The sequence below is a fragment of the Streptomyces sp. NRRL S-31 genome (assembly GCF_000718775.1).
In the GTDB taxonomy this organism is placed as follows: domain Bacteria; phylum Actinomycetota; class Actinomycetes; order Streptomycetales; family Streptomycetaceae; genus Streptomyces.
On sequence record NZ_JOCB01000076.1, the window covers coordinates 14,283 to 32,156 of the forward strand.

Here is a 17,874-nt window from a genome sequence, read left to right on the forward strand (position 1 = left end):
CGTTTCACGCTTCGGACCGTGTGGACCGGACATCACAGGGATGGTTTTCCCTTCCCTGTGAGGAGGCCGCATGGTGCGGGTCGAGCGTTTGCTGGCCGACTGTCTGGACGACGCACGCGCCGAGGCGCTGGGGACCGTTCCCCTCGCGGCGGAGGACGCCGGTTACCCGGCGGCCCGCCGGACGTTCCTGACGGCCGGTCTCCAGGCCCTGCGCGACCACCGGCCCGACGCCGGGTGGGTGCAGCTCAACGTGCGGCTCGACACACGGCTCGACACGCGGCACGACGTACGGCACGGCACGCGGCACGACGTACGGCTCGACCCGGCCGGTGCGCCGTCCGGCCCGGTCCGGTCGCCGTACCGTCGGCTCGCCACGGCCGCCGACGAGCTGCTCGGCTCCGGGCAGGCCCGCGACTTCTTCTTCATGCACAAACCCCCGGGGCTGCGCGTGCGGTTCCGCGCGGCGGAGCCGGGCCGGGCGCCGGAACTGCGCGCCGCGCTGCTGCGGCGGCTGGCGCCGGGACAGGAGGAGGACGCCCGGACGCGTCCGGTGGCCGGGGTGTACGAGCCGGAGACGTACCTCTTCGGCGGTCCCCGCTCCATGCCCTTCGCGCACGCGCTGTTCACCGCCGACTCCCGGGCCTGGCTGGACGTCCACACCGCGGTGGCCGGGGCTCCGGCGCCGGTCGGCTGGCGGGTGTCCCTGGCGCTGCTGCGCGCCGTGTTCGACGGCCTGGACATCGTCGGCTGGGAGCATCGCGGGGTCTGGCAGACCGTGCGGGAGGAGACCGGTCGCCGGCTGCCGGGAGGTCTGGGCGACCCGGATCTGCGCCGGGCCGCCGCCGGCATCCGCGGCTACTGGAACCAGAGCCTCGACGCCCGGCTCGCGGCACTGCCCGAACCCTGGCGGGACGTGGTGGGCGGGCACATGACGGCGGTGGGGCGGGCCGCGGAGCGATGGCGCGCCCACTACTTCGCCTCCGGCGAGGCCACGGTCGGCCCGCGCCGGGCCGCCGCCCATCACGTGATCTTCCACTGGAACCGGGGTGCGCTCCCCACGGCCCGCCAGTGCCTGCTCACCGAGGCGCTCGCCGCCGACGGCCACGAGGGGGAGCGGTGAGCACGGACCGGGTACCGGCACAGGCGTCCGGGGCGGCGGACGGTCCCGACGCGCCGCTCGGGGCGCTGGCGCTGCTGCGGCTGGGCGGGATGCCCGGCGCGGCATGGACGGCGGGCGGCGCCCCGCAGCTGTTCGACGGCGCGGCCCGGCACGCCGACACCGCCGAGCGACTCGCCGTGGCGGCCAGGGCGTTGGCCGACAGGCTGGGCGCCGAGGTCGTGCCGCACCCGCTGCTGGCCCCGGCCGACCGGGGTGCTGTGCTCGCCCTCAGGCGCCGGCTGCACTCCGGTACGGCCCCCCGGGCGGCGGACTGCCTGCTGCTGGAGCGCTCCCCCGCCGTGTCCGCCGGTCTCGGTGCGGCGGCCCGCGCGCTGTGGCGCGAGGCCGAGGCAGCTCAGGCGGCGCTGACCGGGCTGCGGCAGGCGGTCGCGGACGAACAGCAGCGGGTCGCCGAGCAGGTCTGGCGTACGGCGTGTTCCAGTCCGGTGCTGCGCGCGTTCCTGGACGACGCCGCTCCCGGACTCACCGACGACGTCGAACAGCGGCTCGCCGCGGGCCAGTCCTGGTCGGGCCGGCGGTTGCGCAAGCGCGCCGCCTATCTGTGGCGCGTCCTGGGCCGGGCCGCGGTGAAGACCACACCGCGCGGCTGGGCGGGCCAGATCGCCGTGCTCCCGGTGACCCGGGGGCCCGAAGGGAACCTGCCCCTGCTCGCGCCCGGCACCTCCCTCGGGGCCCTCGCCGCCGTCGCCGTGGAGAACGTGCACCTCGTCAGGGCCCGCACCGCACCGCCCGACCTGTGCACCGCCGGCCCGGAGACCCTGCTGGTGCCGACGCCCCTGCACTTCGCCGAACCACCCGCCACCGCGCCCGGGAACCTCCCCGGCCAGGTCCGCTGCTACGTCGTCGACCCGCACGAACCCGGCCGGCTCCGGCAGGTCGTACTGCGCCGCACCCGCGTGCTGGAAGACGTGCTGGCCCTGCTCGCCGACGGGCCCCGGCCGCTCGGCGAACTGGACCGGGCCCTGCCGTCCGTGACCGAACCGCCGCTGACCGCGTACGTGCTGCGCGGCTTCCTCCAGCACCTGCACACCCTGGGTGTCCTCCAGGTCTGCCGGGCGCCCCGGTACCACCGCACCGGCTGGGTCCCGGCCGACGCGGTCACCGGCACCGGCGTCCTGCCGCAGGCGCCGGCGGGCGGCGGGCCCGGCGCCTGGTTCCTCGACTCCCACCGCCGTCTCGGAGCCGGCGCCGCCGTGCCCGCGGCGGCCGTCGCCCGTGTGCAGCACGGGCTGCGGATCGCGGCCCGGGTCGCCGCCCTCCGGGAAGCCGACACCCCGGCGGACCCTCCCGAGCAACGGTCCTGGTTCCCCGAACTCACCGAACAGGCGCGCCCCATCGGTGACGTCCTCGCCGACCGGCTGAGCGCCGACGACCCGCCGCCCGCCCCCCGGCGCTACGCGGGATGGGCCCCCGCCCGCGACCCGGCCGGCGGTTACGCCCGGCTGCTCGCCCACCTGGACGCCGCCGCCCGCTCCGGCGCGACGTGCGTCGACCTCGACGACGCGCTGCTGGACACACTGGGCGCGCCGCAGGGCGCCGACGCGCTGCCGCCCTGGCCGGTCGACTGCCTGCTGCGCCCGCTCGCCCCGTCCGACGGCGGGGGCCCGGTGGCCGTCCTGGAGACCGCCTCGGCCGCCGGGGTGCTCGACGCCCGGTTCTCCGACGGGCTGCGCGCCCTGCACGGCGGCCACGGCAACGGCGACGCCTACCGCGCCTTCCTCGCCGCCGTCGAGGAGCGCACCGGTGTCCGCTTCGTCGACCTGCTGGTGCCGCCGCTCACCGAGCGGTCCGCCAACGCCGTGCGCCGTCCCGTCACCACCCGCTGGTGGACCGGCGACCCGGACCCCACGCCGTACTACGGACGGTCCGACGGCACCGCGCGCTACCTCCCGCTGGACCGCATCAGCCTGCGCCTCGGCGACGGCCGGATCATCGCCGAGGCGAACGGCCGACGCGTCATCCCCGTCTACCACGCCACCCGGTCCCCCGCGCCGCCGTACGACACCCTCGTCCGCCTGCTGCTCGCCGCGAGCCATCCGGCCGCCGCCTATCTGGTGCGCCTGGACGCGCTGGACGGGGCCCTGCCCGGCCGGGCCGTGCTGCCGCGGCTGACCGCGGGCGGCGATCTGGTCCTCGCCCCCGCCACCTGGCGGATCGACCGCGGCCTGCCGTGGCTGCCGGACGACGACCTGCTCGCCAAGGTCCGCGCCCTGGCCCTGCTGCGCCGGAGCACCGGCCTGCCCCGGCACGCCTTCGTCCGCACCGCCCCCGGCGCGAAACCGGTGCCCGTGGACTTCGCCTCGCTGACGGCCGTCCACCTCCTCGAGCGGCTGTGCGCCCGGCAGGCGGGCACCGCGCTGCTGGCGGAGGAGATGCTGCCGGCACCCGAGGACCTGCTGCTGCGCGACCCGCTGCACGGCGGCGCGGCCGTCGCCGCCCAACTGCTGCTCCGGCTCCCCCACGACCGATGCGCCGGCCGGCTCGCCGCGGCCGCCGCCGACGCCCTGGTCGGAAGTGGCCGGCACGACGTCCCCGGCCCGCCGGCCAGGCGGTCCGCCGGGGCGGCCAACACCCGATGAGTGAAAGGGGAAGTCCCATGCCCGGCAACGAACTCACCGAACTCGACACCTTGATCGGCGACCTCGAGGAGCGGATCACCGCCGAGGACCTGCCGACGGTCTCCGCGTACACGCAGGGATGCAGCGGCCTGTGCACGATCCTCGTGTGCGGCACGGTGGTCGTCTGTTGATCCACCCACAGGAGCCGCCCGCCCGGGCGGGCGGCTCCGCCGCGCGGGACGGGAGGAGGACGATGGCGCACGACACGGCGGCACCGGCCGCCCGGGCGGACGACGTCCTCGGCGTCGCCGTCCGGTACCTGCGGGAGTGGACCGCCGCGCCCGGCGCGGGAGGACACCCCTGCGATCCCGGTATCCCCGTCCTGGCGTCCCTGGTCGCGGACGAGCGGGCGGCGCCCGCCGCCGTGGCCGCGTGGTCGCGCACGGCCGGTCGCGGACCGTCCCACCCCGCCCTGTACGACGGGGGCCTGGCCGGTACGTTCGTCGGCCTGCGGCTGGGTGCCCGCTGCCAACCGGGGCTGCGGCGGGCGGCGGACCGGCTCGGCGCGCACCTCGCCTCGCGCCCGGCCCGGTACCGCACCCGCGAAGTGGCCTTCCCGGACTATGACTTGATCTCCGGCCCGGCCGGCACACTGCTCGCCCTGTGCACGACCGAACCGGCGGAACCGACGGAACCGACGGAACCGACGGAACCAGCCGAACCGGCCGCCCCGGACCAGCCGCCGCCTCCGCTCGTCGCGCACCTGGTGCTCCTGTGCGACGAGGCGGACCTCGGGCGGCTGCGCACGGGACAGTACGCGCACCACCCGCAGCTGGGCTGGGTGCACGGCCTCGTCAACACCGGTATGGGGCACGGCGTCGCCGGACTCGTCACCGCGCTCACCGCGGCACTGCGCCGCGCCGGACCGGACGCGGACCTCACCGGCGACCTCGCCGCGGCGCTCGACCGGGCCACCCGCTGGCTGGTCCGCCAGGCGTACGACGACGAGCGGTCCATCCGCACCTGGCCCGGCGCCGGGCCCGCGGGCCCGCCCTCCCGCACGGCCCACCCCCGCCAGGCGTGGTGCTACGGCACCCCGGGCGTCGCCTGGGCGCTGTGGGACGCCGCCGACGCCCTCGGGGACACCGCCGCCGCCGACTGGGCCGCCGCCGCGTTCACCACGCTCGCCGGGCACTACGACGAGACCTTCCACCTCTACGGCGACACCCCCGGCGACCGCCTCGGACTGTGCCACGGCGCGGCGGGCGTACTGGCCGTCGCCGACGCCTTCGACCGCCACGCGCGACTGCCCGCCGCCGGCGCACTCAAGAACCGGCTCGTCCGCCACCTGACGGCCCGGCTCGCCGCTCCCCCGCCCGCCGACGGACCCGCCGACCTGCTGAACGGACTGCCGGGGACCCTGGCCGCGCTGCTCACCGCCGCCCACGGAGCGCCCCGCGGCTGGCTGCCCTGCCTGGGGTTGCGCTGACCGCCGGCCGGACGGCGCCGCGCTCCCGTCCTCCCCGTCGACGAATTTCGACTTCATGCGTCCTGTGGCCCTACACCACAGCGGTCCTGGCCCGGCCGTACCGCGTACGCGGATGCATCCCGGACGCGGACGAGCCCTCCGTCAGCGTCGCTTTGTGGACCGGACCGATTCGACGGCAAACGGATCATGAACGGCAGCGCCCTCGTCGAAGGCGAACCGAACAGATGCTTGTGCGAGGGCTCCCACACTCGCACACGCGCGGGGTTCTACTTCGACCGGCCGGGCCAGGTGCGACAGGTGGACGGTTGACTCGCGTCGGCCCGGCCGGGAGCTGACGGGCAGCGGTCTCTGCATCCCTCGCACGATCGTTGGCCGCGGGTCACCGGCAGCGGCTTGCTTCGCGCGGCGCTGCGCCCGGGCCCCGGGCCGGCCCTCAGTAGCGCTGGGCCTGTGCCAGGACCGGTGTCAGCCTGGGTTCCGGCGGCCGGTGGCTGAACGCGATGGGCTGTTCCTTCTTGCCGGGCTTGAGGCGTTCCGCGCCGACGTACCGCGTCTCGACCACCTTGCCGGCGGAGTCCTTGAAGTCGATCCGCACGGCGTAGGAGGCTTCGCGGTCGGTCTTGTTGGTGATGGTGACGAGGACGGCGAGCACTCCGCCGGTCTCCGCCCTCGGCAGGCCCGTCATGGCGACCTCGGAGAGGGCGTTGCCCCGCCCTTGGACGTTCTTCAGCTCCTTCTCCGCCGCCCCGCTCCGGCGCTGCGTCTCGGCCTCCACCGACGCTTCGAACTCGGAGGCGCGGGCCGACGCGGACGACGCCGCGGCGGAGGCGGACGACCGGGCGGAGCTGATCGCGGCGGAGGCGGAGGACGCCAGGGCCGACGGCGGCGTGCCGGAGAAGGAGGAGGCGTTCGGCGGGCTGGTGGTGCCGGCCGGGGCCGGGGAGGCGCCCTGGCCGCTGCCGCCGCCACAGGCCACGAGAGTGCCGGTCAGGAGGAGAGCGCCGAGTGCGCTTCCCCCGACGGTCCGGCGGCGGCCCCGTCCGGAGCCTCCGAGTCGGGTCACGGACATGTTGCCTTCCCTGGGGTTCGCAGGTCCCGTCCCTCCATGGTCAGTGCCGGATTCGGCACCCGCGAGTCGGGGGCGTCCGCGCACGCCTCCGCACGGGCGCACGCGTACGACAAGATGTGGGCGTGAGCGGCTCGTCCAGCACCCCCGTGCGCGGCACCCTCACCCCCGTGCGCGGCACCCTCACCCCCGGCGGGCGCGACCGGACCGCCCGCGCCGCCGCCGACGCGCTCCTCGCCGTCCGGCCGGACATCGAACGCGACGCCACGTTCGCGCAGACCTTGCGCTCCCCCACGACGGCGCTCACCGTCTGTGCCGAAGACGCCCTGTACCGGCCGAGCGCTCTACGGCGTGCTCCACCGGGCCGGGACGAGTTTCGGCGAGAGCGGCCGGGGCGCCACCGCGCTCGGCCACTTCCGGCGGCTCGTCGAGGCCACCACCGCCCGGCTCGGCCCCGACCAGCCGGACACCCTCGCCGCCCCCTGCCACCACGCCTCGCGGTGGCAGGGGGAGGCGGGGGACACCGCGGGTGCCGCGTCCGCGGTGACCGAGTTGCTCGCCGACTACCACCGGGTGCTGGCCGCGGACCACCCCGACATCCTCAGTGCACGGCCCTGCCTCGCCTACTGGCTCGGCGCGCTGGGAGACTCCGTCGGGGCGGCCGCCGCCTTCGCCGGCCTGCGCCACGACTGCGCGCGAGCACTGGGCGAGGACCACCCCCACGCCCTCAACACCCGGCACTGCCTCGCCTACTGGCTCGGGGAGGCGGGGGACGCGGCCGGGGCCGCCGCCGGCTTCGGCGACCTGCGCCGGGACGAACTGCGCGTGCTGGACGAGGACCATCCGGAGACCCCGCACACCCGCTCCTACCCGGCCCGGCTCCAGGGCCTCGGCGGGGATGCGGCCGGGGCGGCCGACGCCTTCGCCGGCCTGCTCGTCGACTACCTGCGGGTGCTGGGCGCCGACCACGTCCACACCCTCACCATCCGGTTCCCCCTGGCATCCTGGACGGAGAGGGCGGGGGACCCCGCCTCGGCCGCGACCGCGTTCGCCGGGCTGCTCGAGGACTGGGTGCGCTTGCTGGGGCCGACCACCCCGGCGCCCGCACCGTCCTCGCCGGCCTCGCCCTCGCGTGCGGGACGGCGGTCGGTGACGAGCGCACCGCCGGTTGGCGTGCGTCCCCGGCACGGCCCGGTCCCCGCCGCCCGCTCCCCCGAGACGTCCGTCCGCACCCGACCGGGGCCGTGTGATCCGGCCCGGGGACGGGAACCCGGCGCCGGGCAGCAGCACACGGCCCGCGACAGCCACGCACCGGTGGCGGCCGGATCCCCGCCGGTCCGCGGGTGAGGTCCCGCCATCCGGCGGGGGTGGTCCGGCCACCTGCCGGATGGTCGCGGCGGCACCGCTGCTGAAGTGTGGTGACCAATGGGAAACCTCTCCGTTCCAGCCAGCCCGTCCACGACAGCGGCGGCCCTCCACGGCCGCCGCTGAACACGGACAGCACGCGGGAACGGGGCGCTCCGCCGCCATACCCGGCCCGGCCCAGATGGCCATGGCACGGGGGCGGCGCGGACCGGGTCCCTCCGGCGGCATCCGCCCGAGGCACCTGTCCCGGCTCCGGAGCGCCACTGAGAAGGAGGTCGGATGGTGACCGTGCGACTGACGATGCTCTGTGCGACCGCCGCGCCAGGCAGCCAGGACGGGCTCTTCGGGAACGGTTCCCCGGGCGAGCGCGGCCGGCGCGAGCTGGCGGCGGCCAAGGCGGCCCTGCCGCCGTACTCACGGGCCCTGCGGGCGCCCTCGGCCCACTGCGCGCGGATCGCGGAGGCTCTCGCGGTCGACGCCACGCCCGAGAACGTCCTGCGCGACCTGGACTACGGCGTGTGGGACGGCCGCCCGCCCGAGGACATCGCGGCCGAGGACCCGCACGGCTTCTCCACCTGGCTGACCGATCCCGACGCCGTACCCCACGGCGGCGAATCCGTCGGACGGCTGTGCCGGCGTACGGAGTCCTGGCTGAAGGAACTGCCCGCCGACGCGGGGAGCGTGCTCACGATCACCGAGGCCGCCGTCATCCGGGCCGCGCTGGTGCACGTGTTGTCCGTACCCGTCCGTTCCTTCTGGCACCTCCGGGTGCCCGCCCTGTCCACGGTGACGCTGACGCTGCGCGACGGTCTCTGGAACGCCCGGCTGGGACAGCCGGTGGCCGAGCGGCGACCGGCACGGGCCGACGACAGCCCGCCCGTCGCGGTCCTCGCCATGCCGGCCACCCGGCAGCCCCTGTGCCTCGCCGGCCGGCCCTGACCTCGGCGCCCCCTCCGCACCGGTTCCACCGCGCCGGCGACCGGACCGGACCCCGCGACCACCGGAGCACCCCTCCCCCGCCGCCGGTCTCGAACCCGTCGCCCCGAGACCGGCGCCCGCCCCGGAACGGTCCTGCTCACACTCTCCGCCCCGCACCATCCGCCTCGATCCGGCCGCACGGCCGCGCGCGGTGACCGCGCCGCTGGGCGCCCAGCGGCGCGGACGCGCCCGACGTGGTACGAATCGGACAGTACTCCCGTACTCCCGTAGAGGCTGGAGCGCAGGTGATCCGGGTACTGGTGGTCGACGACGAAGCCCTGATCCGCACGGGCTTCCAGCGCATCCTGGACGCCGCCGACGGGATCGAGGTCGTGGGCGCGGTCTCCGGCGGTCAGGCCGTCCGCACGGTACGCGAGACCCGGCCCGACGTCGTTCTGCTGGACATCCGCATGCCGGACGTGGACGGCCTGACCGTGCTGAGCGAGATCCGCCGCCTGCCGGAGCCCCCGGTGGTGGCGATGCTGACCACGTTCGACATGGACGAGTACGTCGAGACGGCACTGCGCTCGGGCGCGGCCGGTTTCCTCCTCAAGGACACCGATCCGGAGGCGCTGCCCCCCGCGGTGGAGAGCCTGGCCCGGGGCGGCACGGTCCTGTCGCCGAAGGTCACCCGCACACTGGTGGACGGCTATCTGAGCGCGGGGCCGCAGGAGCGCCCGCCGAAGGCGCTCGAGCGGCTGACCGAGCGTGAGCGTGAGGTGCTCGTCCTGGTCGCCGAGGGCCTGTCGAACACCGAGATCGCGACCCGGATGCACCTGGGCACCGGCACGGTCAAGGACCACGTCAGCGCGATCCTGACCAAGCTGGAGGTCGGCGGCCGGGTCCAGGCCGCCCTCCTCGCCCAGCGGGCCGGGCTGCTCACCCGGGACACGGGATGACCCGCCGCCCGTCCCCCCTGCTCCTGGACGGCGGTGCGGTGGCACTGGCCCTCCTCGACGTGGGGGCGCACTGGGACATCGCCGAACCGCTGCGGATGGCCTGCGGGCTGGGCGCGGCCCTCGCCCTGCTGCTGCGCCGGCGGCTGCCGCTGCTCACCTTCCTCGTCACCCTCCCCGCCGTCCTGCTCTCCGACGCGGTCTTCGCCTGCCTGGTCGCGCTGTACACGCTCGCCTCGCTCAGCCGCCCCCGGACCGTGCTGGCGCTGTGCTCGCTGGCGTTCGCGATCAGCGACACCACGTCCCTGCCGACGCCGCGGATCGACCTGACCCGCAGCACGACCCTGATCGCGCTCGGGTACAGCGCCGCCACGGCGGCCGCCGCCGTCTTCCTCGGGCAGCTCGTGGAGACCCGCCGGGACCTGTCGCTGCGGCTGGACGAGATCTCGGAGGCCCGCGACCACCAGCAACTGCTGACCGCCCAGGCCGCGCTCGCCAAGGAACGCGCCCAGCTCGCACGGGAGATGCACGACGTCGTCTCCCACCAGGTCAGTCTGATCGCCGTTCGGGCCGGCGCGCTCCAGGTCGGCACGCGCGACGCGGAGGCCAAGGAGGCCGCGGCGACGATCCGGCGGCTGAGCGTGCAGACTCTGGACGAACTGCGTCACATGGTCGGTGTCCTGCGTGCCTCCGGCGGCCAGCTGACGGAGCTGACCCCGCAGCCCGCCCTCACCGACATCCGGAGGCTGGCCGAAGGCTGCGGCATCGAGACCGAGTTGAGGACGGACCTGCCCGAAGGGCTGCCGCCCGCCGTCCAGAGGGCGGTCTACCGCACGGTCCAGGAGGCGCTGACCAACACGCGCAAGCACGCCCCGGGCGCGACCGCGCACATCGATCTGAGCCACACCGACGGCTCGGTGCGCGTCAGGGTCACCAACACGGCACCGACCCAGCCGCCCCTGCCCCTGCCCGGCGCGCACCACGGTCTGATCGGCCTGCGCCAACGCGCCGAACTCCTCGGCGGCACGCTGACCGCGGGTCCGACCGGGGACGGCGGCTACGAGGTCTGCGTGGTGCTTCCGGCGGCGGACCGGAGATGACCGGCCGCCGCGGGGCCGGGGTCGCTGCCCCAGGGGCCGAAGGGCCCGGCGGGCGGGACGAGTGGCCCGTGGTGCCGTATCCGGGCAAGGCACAGGCTGGGAGCAGACGCCTCGAAGGGAGCCGGTGCGATGACCTCCGCCACCACCATGAACGCGGCACTCCCCGTCGAACACCGTGAACGGCTGATGCGGGTCGCCCGTGAGGTGTCCTTCGACTCCGGGACCCGCCTGTTCGAGGAAGGCCGGCGCGCCGACCGCTTCTGGATCATCCGCACGGGCACGGTCGCCCTCGACCTGCACGTGCCCGGCCGGCGTCCCGCCGTCGTCCAGTCGCTCGGGCATGCCGAACTGGTCGGCTGGTCCTGGCACTACCCGCCCTACCTCTGGCACCTGGGCGCCGAGGCGATGACCCCGGTGCGGGCCTGGGAGCTGGACGCCGCGGCGGTCAGGGCCATGTGCGCCGAGGACCCGGTGTTCGGCCGCGCGATCGCGGTCTGGGTCGGCCGGGTGGTCGCCCAGCGGCTGCACGCCTCCCGCATCAGACTGCTCGACCTCTACGCCCCGTACGGCAGCGGCAGCCTGGCCTGATCGGACGGACGCACGGGGCCGGCACACCGGACCGGCACCCGGGACGGACACGCAAGGAGGACGGCATGGACGGCACCCCCCACCGGGTGAGCGACGTGATGACCCGCGCGGTCGTCGCGGTGGACCGCAGGACCCTGTTCAAGGACATCGTCGAGCGCATGGACCGGTGGAAGGTCAGCGCGCTCCCCGTACTGGAGGGCGACGGCCGGGTGGTCGGGGTGGTGTCCGAGGCCGACCTGCTGCCCAAGGAGGAGTTCCGGGACGACGATCCGGACCGGCTCACCCAGCTGCGGCGGCTGCCCGACCTGGCGAAGGCGGGGGCCGTGTGCGCGGAGGAGCTGATGAGCACCCCGGCCGTCACCGTGCACGCCGACGCCACGCTCGCCGAGGCGGCACGCGCCATGGCGCTGCGCCACGTCAAACGGCTTCCCGTGGTGAACGCCGAGGGCCTGCTCGAAGGTGTCGTCAGCCGTGGCGACCTGCTCAAGGTGTTCCTGCGCCCGGACAACGACCTCGCGGACGAGATCCGCCGCGTCGTGATCGACCCCCTGTTCCCGGACCCCGTCGAGCCCGTGCACATCATGGTCACCGACGGCGTCGCGACGCTGACCGGCCGCGTCCGGGCCGGGGACGCCGACCGCATTCCGCTCGCTCTCCGGCTCGCGGGGGGCGTCGAAGGCGTGGTGGGCGTGGACTGCCGCGTCACCACGGCCGACGTCGACTAGCCGGAGCGGTCGCGGGACCAGCGGGAGGACCAGCCGCGGGAGGACCAGCCGGGGGTGCCGGCGACGGCGGCCCGGAAGTCCGCCCCGCCGTACCGAGCCGCACCGGGTCGCGACGGGCCGTGCCGGGTCGCACCGACCGGCTCACACGGCGATCCGGCGCCCGGTGATGGTGAACGGGTCGATGCGCACCCACGCGGTCCGGGAGCCCCCCGCCCAGGGCGTGCTGTACGCCCGTTCGGTGAGCCGGCGGCGTTCCTGCCGGTCGACGACGGCGTGCGCGGGGCCGCGGACCAGCACGCTCCAGCCCTGGCTGAACGCCTCGTCGATGCGGTCGACCTCGAAGGCCACCTGGTGGCCGGCCGCCAGGGACGGAAGGGCACCGTGCGCGGTCCGGAAGACGATCGCGCCGTCCAGGACCGTGTAGTTGACGGGCAGGATCACCGGCCCGGAGGCCGTCGGCACCGCGAGCCGCCCCACCCCGTGCGTCCCCAGCAGAGCGCGGCACTCGTCGGGGCGCAGCCGGGTGAACTCCGGTGCGCGCCCGGCCCGTCCGATGCCGGGTGGCAGGTCGAGGGTGCCGCCGGTGAGTTCGGCGACGCTGGTCTCCAGCGCGTCGGCCAGCCGCGTCAGCGCGCCGGTGCCCGGCATGGGATGGGGCTGCTCCTCCAGGTACCTGACGTAGGTGGCCGCCATCCCGGCGCGGGAGGCCGTCTCCTGCCAGGTCAGGCCGAGTTCCGTCCGCCGGGCCGCGAGCCGGCGGCCCAGATCGCCCGCCGGCGCCCTGGCCACCGTGTCGGCCCTCGTCTGTTCTCTCATGTCCGGCATGGTCACTCACGCCTCTCTCGTCAGGTCAGGCCGCCGGAACGGCCACTTCCGCGTGCTGCCCGCCACCGAGCACCACCTTGAGCGCGCCGGTCTCGGCGGCCTTGGCGAACACCTCGTACGCCTCCTCCATGCGTTCCAACGGGAAGGTGTGCGTGACGAGTTGACCGGACGGCAGCCGGCCGGCGGCCGCCATGCGCAGCAGGGCCGGGGTGGAGCAGGTGTCCACCAGCCCCGTGGTGATGGTGACGTCCTTGCTCCACAGTTCCTCGAGGTGCAGTACGGCGGGCCCGCCGTGCACGCCGATGTTGGCCACGTGCCCGCCGGGGCGGACGATCCTGGTGCACAGTTCGAAGCTCTCGGGAGCGCCGACCGCCTCCACGACGACGTCCGCGCCGAGTCCGTCGGTCAGGTCGGCGACCAGTGCGTCCGGGGTCTCGCGCCCGTCGGCCACCGCGTCGGCGCCGAGCCGGCGGGCCGCCTCCAGCCGGGCCGGGGCCAGATCGACGGCGATGATCCGCTCGGGCGAGAGCAGGCGGGCCGTGGCCACCACGGCCAGGCCGACGGGGCCGGCGCCGACGACGGCGACGGTGTCCCCGGGCCGTACCCGCCCGTTCAGCACGCCCACCTCGTAGGCGGTCGGGAAGATGTCCGCGAACAGGACGGCGTCCTCGCCGCTCAGCGCGGCGGGCAGCGGATGCGCGGACAGGTCGGCGTGCGGCACGCGGACGTACTCGGCCTGGGTGCCGTCGATCAGCCGGCCGAGGATCCAGCCCCCGCCGCCCCGGCACTGGCCGTACCGGCGCTCCCGGCAGAAGCGGCACCGGCCGCAGGAGGTGATGCAGGAGATCAGCACCCGGTCACCGGGGCGTACGGTGCGGACGTCGCTGCCGGCTTCGACGACCTCCCCGACGGCTTCATGGCCGAGGACGGTGCCGGGGCCGACCTCGGGCACGTCTCCGCTGAGGATGTGCAGGTCGGTCCCGCAGACGGTCACGGTGCCGACCCGCACGATCACGTCGTCGGGGTCCTTGACGGCCGGGTCGGGGACGTCCTGCCAGGACGCCCGCCCGGGACCGTGGAAGACAAGGCCCTTCATGGCGGTGCGCACCCCCTTCGGTGTCACGGGACGCGGTTCCGGCGTTCACGACGGGGGCGTGGCCGGAGTCCGGCGGGGTGCCGGAGGTGCCCCGCATGTTCAGCCTGCACGGCCGGACGCCATCGCGCTTGGGCCGTCCGGTCCTGCCTGCGAGCCGCTCGGCGCCCACCGGCGGCGCGGTCGCGTCCCCGGGTCCGTGCGGCCTCGTCCGGTGGGCCGATCGGCCCTACCGTCCGTGCGCGGCATCCGCTTCGCTCGTTCCATGTCCGAGAACCAGACGCGGGCGCCCCTGGTCCCCGCCGACCGCATGTCGCGGGCGACCCTGGTGCCCGCCGACCGCTCGGGGGACGGCGCGACCGTCGTGGCCCTGCGCGGGGAGATCGATCTGCTGGCCGCGATGGCGCTGGCGGAACGGCTGGACACGCTCACCGCCGCCCCGAGGCCCGATCTGGTGCTCGACCTGCGGCCGGTCACGTTCATCGACTGCGCCGGGCTCGGCATCCTGTGCCGGGTGCGCAACCGGGCCCTCGCCCGGCAGGGCCGGCTGCGGCTGGTCACCGAGAGCACCCGGTTCCGGCGGCTGCTGCGCGTCACCGGGCTCTCGGAGGTCTTCGAGGTGCAGCCCCGGCTCCCCTAGTCGTCACGGAGGCACCATGTACGGCAGCACCTACATCGTCGGCGATGCCATGACCCAGACGGTCGCCGCCGTGGGCCGGCGGGCCCCGTTCAAGGAGATCGTGCGGCTGATGCAGGAGTGGCAGGTCAGTGCGCTGCCCGTCACGGAGGGCGAGGACCGGGTGGTCGGCGTGGTCTCCGAGGCCGACCTGCTGCCCACGGAGGCGCTCCGGGACGATCAGCCGGACGGCCGCGCCCGCCGCGAGCCCGCCGCCCCGGCCACGGCGGGCGCTCTCACCGCGGAGGACCTGATGTCCGCTCCCGCGATCACCGTGCCCGCCGACGCCACCCTGGCCCAGGCCGCGCGCATCATGGCCCGGGCCGGCGTCAAGCGGCTGCCCGTGGTCGACGGGCACGGGCGGCTGGCGGGCATCGTCAGCCGCTCGGACCTGCTCAAGGTGTTCCTCCGCGCCGACGAGGACATCGCCGAGGAGGTCCGGCGCGATGTCGTCTCGACCCTCCTGCCGCCACCGGCCTCGATCCTCCGGGTGGAGGTGAGTGACGGGGTCGTGACGCTCACCGGCCGGCTCCGCGACACCGCGCTGGTCCCCGTGGCCGCGCGACTGGTGCGGGCCGTGGAGGGCGTGGTCGACGTGGCGTTCGATCTCGCACCCGTCCGACCGCGCGCCTGACGCGCCGCACTCCTGACCCGCCGTACACACGAGCCGCCGTACGCACGAGCCGCCGTACGCACTTACCGCCATACGCCGATGGCTCCCCGGCTGGCACAGTGGCGTCGGCCCGGGCAGCGTGGACAGTACGGCAACGAGTGGCGGTGAGGTGGTCCATGCAATCCCCTGAACCGAAGACCCGCGTGGTCGTGGGTGTCGACGGCTCCCCGTCGTCGCACGCGGCGCTGCGCTGGGCGACGCGGTACGCGGATCTCGTCGGCGCGTTCGTGGAGGCCGTGTACGCCTGGGACACGCCGTCGGCGACCGGCTGGGCCGGGCCCGCGATCGATCCCGAGTTCGACCTGGAGCAGGCGAGGGAGCGGTTCTCGACGGAACTGCGCGCCGTCTTCCCGGACGAGCGGCCCGTCGGGTTCCGGGAGTACCTGGTGGAGGGCGACCCGTCGGAGGTGTTGATCGCCGCCTCGGAGGGGGCGGAACTCCTCGTCGTGGGCCGCCGTGGGCGGGGCGGCTTCGCCCGGGTGATCCTGGGGTCCGTGAGCCAGCGTTGCGCCCAGCACGCGGCCTGCCCGGTCGTCGTGGTCCGGCACGACAGCCAGGTGCGCTGATCCCGGTTCGCCGGTCCCCTTCCCTTCGGGGAGGGTCACCGTCGCGGGACGACGGCCACCGGGCAGTGGGCGTGGTGCAGCAGCGTGTGGGCCACCCGGCCGAGCTGGAGCCCGAAGGGGCCGTTCCGGCGGCGGGGGGATCCGACGACGACGAGGTCGGCGGCGGCCGTGAGGTGCAGGAGGACCTTGCGGGCCGGGCCCTCCGGTGTCGTGGGACGCACCCGTACCCCCGGATGGGCGGCGGTCGCGTCGCGCAACAGCGTGTCGAGCAGGGCGGCCGCCTCCTCCTCGGGGTGGTGCGTGGCGTCCCCGGCGAGCAGGGCCCGGCCGGCGTACACGTGGGCGGGGCGATGCCAGGCCCGGGCGACGTCCAGGACGCAGCCGCGTGCCCGCGCCTCCTCGAAGGCGAACCGCACGGCGTCGGTGCCGGTGGCGGGTTCTCCGGCACCGAGCAGGACGCGCCCGTGGGTGCCGGCCACACCGGCCGGGTCCCCGCGGACGACGACGACCGGGCAGCGGGCCCGGGCGGCCACGGTCAGCCCGACCGAACCGAGCAGCATCCCCTTGATCCCGCCCCGGCCGCGTACGCCGGTCACCACCGCGAAGGCTTCGTCGCCCTCATGGAGGAGGGCGTCCACCGCCTCCCGCGGAAGGACGTCGGTGGTCGTCCTGACGTCCGGACCGCGCAGGTGGGCCCGTCGCGCCGCCGAGGCGACGATGTCCTCGGCCATCGTCTGCTCGGCGGGGATCTCGGGACTGCCCGCCGGAAAGGCCCCTTCGTAACGCTCCCAGAGGGAGGCGTACACCAGCCGGAGCGGCAGACCGCGGCGGGCCGCCTCGTCCACCGCCCAGTCGACGGCCGTGAGGCTGGGCTCCGACCCGTCCACGCCCACGACCAGGGGTAGTGCCGTCATCGGTGCACCGCCTTTCACGGGGCCGCCCGCGGGCGGCGCTGGGCTTCCCTGCCACCGTGACACGCCCGGACGGCGGACACGAACGGACCCGTGCCCCCTGTCCTGCGTCCTGCGTCTTCTGTGTCCTCTGTTCCGTTCAGTCGTGCGGGACGACGGCGACGGGCGCCGTGGCGTGATGCAGGACGGCATGCGCCACCGGCCCGATGCGCGCCCCGAACGGTGCGGGGCGCCGCCGGCGGCCGACGACGACCAGGGACGCCTCGCGTGCGGCGTCGATCAGCCGCTCCGCCGCGCTGCCCGCCCCGCACTCCTCGACGACCTCGACGCCGGGGTACGTCCGCCGCCAGGGGAGCAGCGACTCGGCCAGCGCGGCCTGCTCCTGCTTCGCGAACCGGTCGCCGATGGACGGGTCGTAGGCGAGCCCGTAGACGTAGTACGGCGGCAGGGCGTAGGCGTGCACGGCCCGTACGGCGGTCCCGCGGTGGGCGGCCTCCTCGAAGGCGAAGGCGAACAGCGTGTCGTCCGGGGCGGTGACGTCCACCCCGAGGACGACGGGACGGTAGGCCGTCGCGGCGGACGGGATGCCGGTGGCATCCGTCTCGTGCTCGTCGGCGGCCTGTTCCCCGGCCCGGACGAGCACCACGGGCCGCTCGGCGTGGGCGGCGACCGCCAGCCCGACGGAGCCGACCAGGAAACCGGCGACACCGCTCAGCCCGCGGGAGCCCAGTACCGTCAGCGCGCTCTCGCCGGCCGCCGCGGTGAGCACCTCGCCGGGGTCGCCCTCAGGCTGCTCCACGGCGACCTCCAGCCCGGGGTGGCGCAGCCGCAGGCCCTCGGCCATCTCGCCGGGGACGCCCCCGGCCGGGTCCGGGCGCGGTTCCACGACCGGCAGCGGGGCCTGGGCGAGGGGGACCGGCACCGGCTCCCACACGTGCACCAGCCGCAGGGCCAGCCCGCGGGACCGCGCCTCACGGGCCGCCCACTCGGCGGCGGCCCTGCTCTCCGGGGAGCCGTCGAGACCCACGGTGACGCTGCGGGACATGGTGTCCACCTCCTGGTGTCGGGATCACCACCAGCTTCCCGGCCGGCCCCGGCGGGCGGCAGGGCCCCGAGGTCCCCGCGCGGGGCCGACCGGCCCTGGTGGGACCGGGCGGGCCGACAAGAGCCGCGAAGGACACCGGG

The 17,874-nt window shown here is 75.7% G+C and carries 18 protein-coding genes; 13 read left to right on the forward strand and 5 right to left on the reverse strand.

All coding sequences use genetic code 11. From position 1 onward, the window contains the following. The first annotated feature begins 70 nt into the window (after positions 1-70). The 4 genes from IF37_RS0126685 to IF37_RS0126700 all read left to right on the forward strand — a co-directional run bounded on the left by IF37_RS0126685 (position 71) and on the right by IF37_RS0126700 (position 5,227). The gene (locus IF37_RS0126685; protein ID WP_030747650.1) at positions 71-1,120 is read left to right on the forward strand and encodes a thiopeptide-type bacteriocin biosynthesis protein; all 1,050 of its coding nucleotides are present in this window, start codon (positions 71-73) and stop codon (positions 1,118-1,120) included. Further along, positions 1,117-3,759: a lantibiotic dehydratase gene (locus tag IF37_RS0126690; RefSeq protein ID WP_052845383.1), complete on the forward strand. Its 2,643-nt coding sequence runs from the start codon at positions 1,117-1,119 to the stop codon at positions 3,757-3,759. The genes IF37_RS0126685 and IF37_RS0126690 overlap by 4 nt, the downstream gene beginning before the upstream one ends. 17 nt (positions 3,760-3,776) lie before the next feature. Beyond that, the gene (locus IF37_RS44595; protein ID WP_158727391.1) at positions 3,777-3,929 is read left to right on the forward strand and encodes a hypothetical protein; all 153 of its coding nucleotides are present in this window, start codon (positions 3,777-3,779) and stop codon (positions 3,927-3,929) included. A 62-nt stretch (positions 3,930-3,991) separates the two neighbouring features. Further along, entirely contained in the window at positions 3,992-5,227 is a 1,236-nt protein-coding gene (locus tag IF37_RS0126700) for a lanthionine synthetase LanC family protein (RefSeq protein ID WP_030747656.1), read from the forward strand. Positions 5,228-5,660: 433 nt separating this feature from the next. On the opposite strand, the gene IF37_RS0126705 is transcribed toward IF37_RS0126700, so the two are convergent. Then, a complete protein-coding gene (locus IF37_RS0126705) occupies positions 5,661-6,296 on the reverse strand; it encodes a hypothetical protein (RefSeq protein WP_030747659.1) in 636 nt (211 codons plus the stop codon). 309 nt (positions 6,297-6,605) lie between these two features. On the opposite strand from IF37_RS0126705, the gene IF37_RS39730 reads away from it, so the two are divergent. The 6 genes from IF37_RS39730 to IF37_RS0126740 all read left to right on the forward strand — a co-directional run bounded on the left by IF37_RS39730 (position 6,606) and on the right by IF37_RS0126740 (position 11,945). Further along, positions 6,606-7,640, forward strand: a complete 1,035-nt coding sequence (locus IF37_RS39730; RefSeq protein ID WP_158727392.1) for a hypothetical protein — start codon at positions 6,606-6,608, stop codon at positions 7,638-7,640. Between the two features lie 297 nt (positions 7,641-7,937). Then, a complete protein-coding gene (locus IF37_RS0126720; RefSeq protein ID WP_253915855.1) occupies positions 7,938-8,597 on the forward strand; it encodes a histidine phosphatase family protein in 660 nt (219 codons plus the stop codon). Between the two features lie 284 nt (positions 8,598-8,881). Further along, positions 8,882-9,535: a response regulator transcription factor gene (locus IF37_RS0126725; RefSeq protein WP_030747665.1), complete on the forward strand. Its 654-nt coding sequence runs from the start codon at positions 8,882-8,884 to the stop codon at positions 9,533-9,535. Beyond that, positions 9,532-10,632 (forward strand): sensor histidine kinase, encoded by a 1,101-nt coding sequence (locus IF37_RS0126730; RefSeq protein WP_030747668.1) that lies wholly within the window; start codon positions 9,532-9,534, stop codon positions 10,630-10,632. The genes IF37_RS0126725 and IF37_RS0126730 overlap by 4 nt, the downstream gene beginning before the upstream one ends. A gap of 129 nt (positions 10,633-10,761) precedes the next feature. Next, complete coding sequence (locus tag IF37_RS0126735) at positions 10,762-11,220, forward strand: Crp/Fnr family transcriptional regulator (protein WP_030747671.1); 459 nt, start codon at positions 10,762-10,764, stop codon at positions 11,218-11,220. A gap of 65 nt (positions 11,221-11,285) precedes the next feature. Continuing rightward, a complete protein-coding gene (locus tag IF37_RS0126740) occupies positions 11,286-11,945 on the forward strand; it encodes a CBS domain-containing protein (RefSeq protein WP_030747673.1) in 660 nt (219 codons plus the stop codon). 141 nt (positions 11,946-12,086) lie between these two features. Here the strand turns inward: IF37_RS0126740 and IF37_RS0126745 are convergent, their stop codons facing one another. Together IF37_RS0126745 and IF37_RS0126750 are read right to left on the reverse strand one after the other, a co-directional pair. Beyond that, the gene (locus IF37_RS0126745) at positions 12,087-12,761 is read right to left on the reverse strand and encodes a pyridoxamine 5'-phosphate oxidase family protein (RefSeq protein WP_253915856.1); all 675 of its coding nucleotides are present in this window, start codon (positions 12,759-12,761) and stop codon (positions 12,087-12,089) included. Positions 12,762-12,795: 34 nt separating this feature from the next. Beyond that, the gene (locus tag IF37_RS0126750) at positions 12,796-13,866 is read right to left on the reverse strand and encodes an alcohol dehydrogenase catalytic domain-containing protein (RefSeq protein ID WP_030747677.1); all 1,071 of its coding nucleotides are present in this window, start codon (positions 13,864-13,866) and stop codon (positions 12,796-12,798) included. A gap of 307 nt (positions 13,867-14,173) precedes the next feature. On the opposite strand from IF37_RS0126750, the gene IF37_RS0126755 reads away from it, so the two are divergent. From IF37_RS0126755 to IF37_RS0126765, 3 genes are all read left to right on the forward strand, one after another. Further along, positions 14,174-14,503 (forward strand): STAS domain-containing protein, encoded by a 330-nt coding sequence (locus tag IF37_RS0126755; RefSeq protein WP_052845388.1) that lies wholly within the window; start codon positions 14,174-14,176, stop codon positions 14,501-14,503. Positions 14,504-14,519: 16 nt separating this feature from the next. Continuing rightward, entirely contained in the window at positions 14,520-15,173 is a 654-nt protein-coding gene (locus tag IF37_RS0126760) for a CBS domain-containing protein (protein ID WP_030747683.1), read from the forward strand. Between the two features lie 155 nt (positions 15,174-15,328). Next, complete coding sequence (locus tag IF37_RS0126765; protein WP_030747686.1) at positions 15,329-15,778, forward strand: universal stress protein; 450 nt, start codon at positions 15,329-15,331, stop codon at positions 15,776-15,778. A gap of 35 nt (positions 15,779-15,813) precedes the next feature. On the opposite strand, the gene IF37_RS0126770 is transcribed toward IF37_RS0126765, so the two are convergent. Together IF37_RS0126770 and IF37_RS0126775 are read right to left on the reverse strand one after the other, a co-directional pair. Further along, positions 15,814-16,692 carry a universal stress protein gene (locus IF37_RS0126770; RefSeq protein WP_030747695.1) on the reverse strand — a complete coding sequence of 293 codons (879 nt, stop codon included), beginning with the start codon at positions 16,690-16,692 and terminating at the stop codon, positions 15,814-15,816. A gap of 136 nt (positions 16,693-16,828) precedes the next feature. Beyond that, entirely contained in the window at positions 16,829-17,734 is a 906-nt protein-coding gene (locus IF37_RS0126775) for a universal stress protein (protein ID WP_030747698.1), read from the reverse strand. Between the last annotated feature and the right edge of the window lie 140 nt (positions 17,735-17,874).

Bases quoted from the DNA above. Each gene is read 5' to 3' on its own strand.
- IF37_RS0126685 (WP_030747650.1), top strand. From the start codon at position 71: ATGGTGCGGGTCGAGCGTTTGCTGGCCGACTGTCTGGACGACGCACGC.
- IF37_RS44595 (WP_158727391.1), top strand. From the start codon at position 3,777: ATGCCCGGCAACGAACTCACCGAACTCGACACCTTGATCGGCGACCTC.
- IF37_RS0126700 (WP_030747656.1), top strand. From the start codon at position 3,992: ATGGCGCACGACACGGCGGCACCGGCCGCCCGGGCGGACGACGTCCTC.
- IF37_RS0126705 (WP_030747659.1), bottom strand. From the start codon at position 6,296: ATGTCCGTGACCCGACTCGGAGGCTCCGGACGGGGCCGCCGCCGGACC.
- IF37_RS0126720 (WP_253915855.1), top strand. From the start codon at position 7,938: ATGGTGACCGTGCGACTGACGATGCTCTGTGCGACCGCCGCGCCAGGC.
- IF37_RS0126730 (WP_030747668.1), top strand. From the start codon at position 9,532: ATGACCCGCCGCCCGTCCCCCCTGCTCCTGGACGGCGGTGCGGTGGCA.
- IF37_RS0126735 (WP_030747671.1), top strand. From the start codon at position 10,762: ATGACCTCCGCCACCACCATGAACGCGGCACTCCCCGTCGAACACCGT.
- IF37_RS0126740 (WP_030747673.1), top strand. From the start codon at position 11,286: ATGGACGGCACCCCCCACCGGGTGAGCGACGTGATGACCCGCGCGGTC.
- IF37_RS0126745 (WP_253915856.1), bottom strand. From the start codon at position 12,761: ATGAGAGAACAGACGAGGGCCGACACGGTGGCCAGGGCGCCGGCGGGC.
- IF37_RS0126750 (WP_030747677.1), bottom strand. From the start codon at position 13,866: ATGAAGGGCCTTGTCTTCCACGGTCCCGGGCGGGCGTCCTGGCAGGAC.
- IF37_RS0126755 (WP_052845388.1), top strand. From the start codon at position 14,174: ATGTCGCGGGCGACCCTGGTGCCCGCCGACCGCTCGGGGGACGGCGCG.
- IF37_RS0126760 (WP_030747683.1), top strand. From the start codon at position 14,520: ATGTACGGCAGCACCTACATCGTCGGCGATGCCATGACCCAGACGGTC.
- IF37_RS0126765 (WP_030747686.1), top strand. From the start codon at position 15,329: ATGCAATCCCCTGAACCGAAGACCCGCGTGGTCGTGGGTGTCGACGGC.
- IF37_RS0126770 (WP_030747695.1), bottom strand. From the start codon at position 16,692: ATGACGGCACTACCCCTGGTCGTGGGCGTGGACGGGTCGGAGCCCAGC.
- IF37_RS0126775 (WP_030747698.1), bottom strand. From the start codon at position 17,734: ATGTCCCGCAGCGTCACCGTGGGTCTCGACGGCTCCCCGGAGAGCAGG.